Source organism: Microcystis sp. M53602_WE12 (assembly GCF_030065455.1).
In the GTDB taxonomy this organism is placed as follows: domain Bacteria; phylum Cyanobacteriota; class Cyanobacteriia; order Cyanobacteriales; family Microcystaceae; genus Microcystis; species Microcystis aeruginosa.
The window spans coordinates 1-5,926 of the sequence record NZ_JASJFB010000357.1 but is presented as its reverse complement, the minus strand read 5'-3'; the positions used below and the strand labels follow the sequence as shown (position 1 = coordinate 5,926).

Here is a 5,926-nt window from a genome sequence, read left to right as displayed (position 1 = left end):
GGGATTATCACCAAATCTTAATGGTTGAACAACTGTTCTATCATTTATCTAGGGTTTACTGAAAAAGTTTTTCGTGGGGCAGGGTGTGGGGTGTGGGGTATGGGGTGTAGGGTTTTTTAGGGGGTCTTAACGAGTAATTTAGATAGGGCTTGCTGAATAAATCTAAAAAACTTGTTGGGTAAGACTTTTAGACTTTTTGTCAATCAAAAAGTACCAAGTATGGGAGTGATCAGGGGGAAAATTCCTGGACTTTTTCCCTAAAAATTAGGTAATTGGCCACCTCAAAACCGGTAAAACCCCACACCCCACACCCCACACCCCACACCCTGCCCCCACCGAAAAACTTTTTCAGCAGACCCTACTTATCAGGACAGGCACTCATGCAAGAGGCAAAAGGGGGAATAATACTAAATCCGTTGAGTGTAGGCTACATATCAGGACAGGCAATGGGCAATAGGCAATAGGCAAAAGAGGGAATAAATAATCAGTTTTTAATAACTGGATTTAGTATAAATAATCGGTCTTTAATAACTGGATTTAGGCTCACTGCTTACTGCTCACTATCGCCTATTCCCCGCTCTCGACAATTATTTTAAATGCCTAAAAGTTTAGCCTGAAAAAATATTACTTATCTTGATTCTTCCTGACTGAGATGACGTAGTTTATCCCGAAAATAGCCAAAGCTGGGCGATCGATTAATATCCACATTCATCTGAGGAGAAATATTTTCTGCCCAGACTGTTTTCTCTTGACCCACAGAAGCGCCACCTAACTTAGATAATTGTTTCGCTCCACCTCTGTATATAGCATCTGCCAGTTTTTCCCAAGTACCACAGATACTATCATTAATATAGGAATCCAAGATAGCACTTTTGGCCTGGGGATAAGCAATTTTTATGGCATTAATATCACCTAAATACCAAGCTTCTCCTTCTTCAACAGCAATACAGAAGTAAATTTGGGATTGGATAGCAGATTTTTCCAGACAATTGCTTAATTATTGTCGAAATTCTCGAAAACATCGATTATCCAGATCGCAAACCACGATCAGTACAGCAGCATAATTATCAGGGTAACTAGAAAAAGTTTTATCATATCCTTGAATCAGTTTAGGTAGTCGCTCAAGAAGAATCCGTTTACTAGGATCGGAAACAGACTGTAAGTCTCTGGGAATATGACCACTGCCTTTATAGGAATGAACCCTAAATGTATGACCTGCATTCATGTCAATAATCTTAGGAATTAGAATATCAAGTGCTTTTTTTCCCGACAAATCCTCAACCAAAATTTCAAAGTACATGACCTTATCTCTCATCTAAGTAATCACTATACCAAAGACTACCAAGGGGCAATCCTTCTGAGACGAGATTCTTGATTAAGGGATTGTCACTGGCCCGTTTAATCCGAGAAAACCCGTCATCACCTTTTTCCAGAATCCAAACTTCTTCCGGCTGGAGAGCATCAACAAAATAAGGTTGATGGGTGGTGATAAAAATTTGAGAACGTCCTCTCTGTCCTGTGGCGTGTTTTCTAAATTCTTGAGCCAAGGTTTCTAATAGTTTATGGTATAAGCCGTTTTCTGGCTCTTCAATACAGATAAATGGCGGTGGGGAAGGGTCTTCTAACAGTAAGAGATAGGCGAATACTTTTAAAGTACCATCGGACATTTGCTGTACATAAAATGGGTCTTGGAATCCCCGATCATTAAATTTTAATAGTAGTCGATTATCGGGACTTTTTTCTGTACTAATTTTTTCTATACCCGGTATCTTACGAGAAATACTATTAAGTATATTCTGAAATTTCTTGGAATGCTCTCTTTCCATAAACTGCACCACATTACCGAGATTATCTCCATGAATATTCAGATGTTTCTGGGGTCCGGCTAGGGGCAAACTTCTGGCCGCATCGGGAGTAAAATAGCTGAGATACCATCCCTCAATAAATCTCCGAAATAGGGAAATTCTCGGATGCTGTTTGAGAGAACCTAACGTAGCAATTCCTAGTTTCCGCTTATCATTCAGTTCCACTAACTCCCCCCCATCCTCATAATCTCCTCGTTTAATTTTTTCTATTAACTTAAGTAAATCAAAATGGTCTTGACCTTCTTCTACTTGTTTCCCTTCTTCTTCTCCTTTCCAGACGATTCCTTTCCCCTCATCGAGGAGTAAAAATGAAAAAGGCCATCCGGTCTTTTGACCTTTTCTTCTCTGTCTGAGTCTTTCTTTTTTTACATAAGGTCTATTATCGGTATCTAGATCAATAGCTAATTCATAGGTAATTGGTCGGTAATTGTAATCTTCTTTGTAATAAATCTGAAATTCAATGCTTCCTTCCTGACCCTGGGAACGAAGACGATCAAACCCACCCCGACCTCGCGCATCACAAGCTTCTTCTACTCCTCCTTTAAGACAATCAGATAAAAAACCGAACGCATCAAAAAGTGTGCTTTTTCCCACACCATTTTTGCCGATAACGGCCGTCATCGGTGTCAGAGAATCTCGATTTTGAGTATTCCATAACTTGCCCAGAGTTATATCCTTGAGCGCTCGATAATTTTTAATCCTCAATCCCTCAATTCTGGCCATTATTTAGTCCCGTTTCTCATTACTAAAGTAATTTGAGCAATTTCTTGATAGATTGATTCTAGACCAGTTATTAATAGAGTTCTTGCCTAATTAATTTTTGAGAGTTCAAAAATGAGAAAAATAGGCATAAAATTGCATAAAATCCTTAGATAGAGCATTTAATTGATTAATGCTCATTCTTAATTCTCCTGACTACTGACTACTGGCTACTGACTCCTCACCTAAGGTCAGATTTTTGATTTTTACAAGAGGTCTAATTACTGACCCGATTCGATCGCTCCTTCGGCCTCATGGACAATTGCCCTCAATCGATCTAAAGTTTTCTGGTCCACCTGGGTCCATAATCCCCGTTGTTGAGCCTCTAACAATCTTTCGGCCATATCTCGCAATGCCCAGGGGTTTTTCTCCTGAATAAATTGTTGTACCTTGTCGTCAAATAAATAAGCTTCGGCTACTCCCTGATAGATAAAATCCTCCACCAGATGAGTAGTGGCAGAGTAGGCAAAAATATAATCTACGGTCGCAGCCATCTCGAAAGCGCCTTTATAGCCGTGTCGCATCACTCCCGCTATCCATTTGGGGTTAACCACTCGCGAACGGTAAACCCGGCGAATTTCTTCCTCTAGGGTTCTGATGCGGGGATTTTCCGGTCGGGAATGATCACCAAAATAGGTGACGGGATTTTTGCCGGTTAAAGCCCGGACACTGGCAGTTAAGCCGCCTTGGAATTGATAGTAGTCATCGGAGTCGAAAATATCGTGTTCCCGATTGTCCTGATTGTGCAGCACTATCTCTAATTCTTGCAGTCTATTTCTCAATACTTCCGGTAAAGAATGGGCAGTTCCTTGGCTATCATAGGCATAACAACTCCAGTTAATATAAGCATTAGCTAAGTCTTGATCATTTTGCCAGTTTTGTGACTCGATTAACCCCTGTAAACCGGCCCCGTAAGCACCAGGTTTGCAGCCAAAGATTCTGGCAGTAGCTCTCAGTTTCGCCTCCTTTTCTCCTAAGCCCTGACTTAGCCAAAACTCCCTCTCTGTCTTCACTTTCGCCGCTAAAGGATTAATTTTTTCCTCTTCCTCTTGACAAGCTACCGCATTTATGCAAGAATTAAGAAGATGTAGTATGCTGGGGAAACTGTCCCTAAAAAAGCCGGATACCCGAACAGTAACATCAATGCGAGGACGGCCTAAGCTAGACGGGGTAAGGATTTCAAACCCGACTACCCGACGGAAAAAACCATCCCAAAGGGGACGAATTCCCAGTAAAGCCATGGCTTCGGCCACATCTTCGCCACTATTTCTCATCGTCGAAGTTCCCCAGATAGAAATCGCCAAAGTGCGGGGATATTCGCCATTTTCTTGGGTATAACGTTCAATTAGTGCCTCTGCGGCCTTTCTTCCCACTTCCCACGCGGTTTCTGTGGGGATTGCGCGGGTATCGACAGAATAGAAATTTCTGCCGGTGGGGAGAACATCGGGACGGCCGCGGGTGGGAGCGCCGGAAGCACCACTGGGGACGTATTGGCCAGTGAGACCTTTTAAGAGATAGGTAAGTTCATCGGGGGTTTGTTTTAAAGCAGGAATTAACTGATTTTCTAGCCAAACCAATTCTTTTGCCGTATTTTCGCCTAGAGGTTCAATTTTCTGGCTAATTAAATCCTGAGCGAGACTTTCCAGATAGGTAGTAGTATCGTTATATTCCGTCAGGGGGTCGCAGTCGAGATGGAGGTCAAGGGCGATCGAACGGGTTAAACCGGGGCGGTCGGGACTAGGAGAACGAGCGATCGATTGGATTAAATCAATTAACTGCTGACCCTGGGGACATTGACCGAAGATATGTAAACCGTCGCGGATTTGTGCTTCCTTGAGTTCACAGAGATAACCATCCACGAGGGTGAGAAATTGACTAAAGGAGGCGCTGGTCGCAACGCGCTCGCTACGCGAGATCGTGCCTAGCTCTCGATCGAGATTAGTTTTCGCCACCAGATCGTTAATCCGCTCGCGAATCAGAGCTAAACGAGAAGGATCAAGAGATTCTGCCTGATAATATTCATCGATGAGGGACTCTAACTTTTCCCAATCTCCATACAATTCCGCTCGCGTCATTGGGGGGGTGAGATGGTCGATGATAACAGCTTGGGAACGTCTTTTAGCGCTGCAACCTTCTCCGGGGTCATTGACAATAAACGGATAGAAATTCGGCAGCGACGAGAAAGCAATTTCGGGATAACAATTGGGAGAAAGAGCGAGACTTTTCCCCGGCAGCCATTCTAAATTGCCGTGTTTACCGAGATTAATCACAGCAGTGACTTGGAATTCCTGTCGTAACCAATGGTAAAAAGCGAGATAGCTGTGGGTAGGTTCGAGGTCGGGGGAATGATAATTAAGAGTCGGGTCAAGGTCGTAACCGCGAGAAGGTTGAATACCGATAAAGACATTACCTAACTGGATGCCGGGGATAGGAAAATCCCTGTCCGGATGTCCCCAACGGTCAAGCATAGCGCTTTGATTATCGGGGGGAAGGGAGGAGAAATAATCTAGATATGCTTCTAGGGAGAGAGATTGATAGATAGGTTTTAATTCCCTTGTCTCCAAGTCATTAGTGATACCGGAAATAAGCAATCGCATTAATTCATCGCTATGGTCGGGTAGGTCGGTGAGGGTATAACCTTGGGTTTGTAATGCGCGAAGAATTTCCAGACCACTAGCGGGAGTATCTAAACCGACTCCGTTAGCGATACGACCATCCTTATTGGGATAGTTGGGGAAAATGAGAGCAATTTTTTTCTGGGAGTTGGGAAGGGAGGAGAGTTGACAATAGTTTGCGGTTAAATCAGCGACAAAATCAACCCGGTGGGGGAGGGGTTGATAGATAACTATTTCCGTTTCCAGTTTGGGATGTCGGGTGAGGACAGATTTAAAGGAAATAGCGCGGGTGATAATTTTGCCATCCATTTCCGGTAAAGCGATATTCATGGCCACATCCCGGGGGGAAAGACCTTGATAACCCTGTTGATAAGCTTCTAAACTGCTGCTGCTGAGGATAACTTGGAAGATGGGTTTATTGAGAGACTGCCAGAAGTGATGATTTTGTTTGTCTTCTGGTCGTTGGATAGAGAAGCTAGTGGTATCGAGAATTAAGTCTGGGGGATGGTGGGAAAAGAGGGTTAATAGTTCCTCTTGCACTTCAATTTCCCGCAGAGAGGAGAGAAAGATAGGGACAGTTTCCATATTTCTTTGGGTGAAAGCGCTGATTAAAGCATCGATAGCTTTGGTATTACCCGCGAGATAATGGGAACGATAGAAAAGTATCCAAGTCCGTGCTTGGGGTTG

3 protein-coding genes and 1 pseudogene are annotated in these 5,926 nt (G+C 43.3%); 1 reads left to right on the top strand and 3 read right to left on the bottom strand.

The genetic code is table 11. The features are described 5' to 3' along the window. The first annotated feature begins 272 nt into the window (after positions 1-272). The gene (locus tag PX482_RS12490) at positions 273-464 is read left to right on the top strand and encodes a hypothetical protein (RefSeq protein ID WP_196219782.1); all 192 of its coding nucleotides are present in this window, start codon (positions 273-275) and stop codon (positions 462-464) included. A 164-nt stretch (positions 465-628) separates the two neighbouring features. On the opposite strand, the pseudogene PX482_RS27730 reads toward PX482_RS12490, so the two are convergent. The 3 genes and pseudogenes from PX482_RS27730 to cobN form a co-directional block, all read right to left on the bottom strand. Further along, a pseudogene (locus tag PX482_RS27730) lies at positions 629-1,300 on the bottom strand (DUF4276 family protein). Between the two features lie 4 nt (positions 1,301-1,304). Continuing rightward, entirely contained in the window at positions 1,305-2,588 is a 1,284-nt protein-coding gene (locus PX482_RS12475) for an AAA family ATPase (protein WP_288023249.1), read from the bottom strand. Between the two features lie 257 nt (positions 2,589-2,845). Further along, positions 2,846-5,926 (bottom strand): cobaltochelatase subunit CobN (gene cobN, locus PX482_RS12470; protein ID WP_288122498.1); only part of this gene is annotated, 3,081 nt, incomplete at its 5' end.

Bases quoted from the DNA above. Each gene is read 5' to 3' on its own strand.
- PX482_RS12475 (WP_288023249.1), bottom strand. From the start codon at position 2,588: ATGGCCAGAATTGAGGGATTGAGGATTAAAAATTATCGAGCGCTCAAG.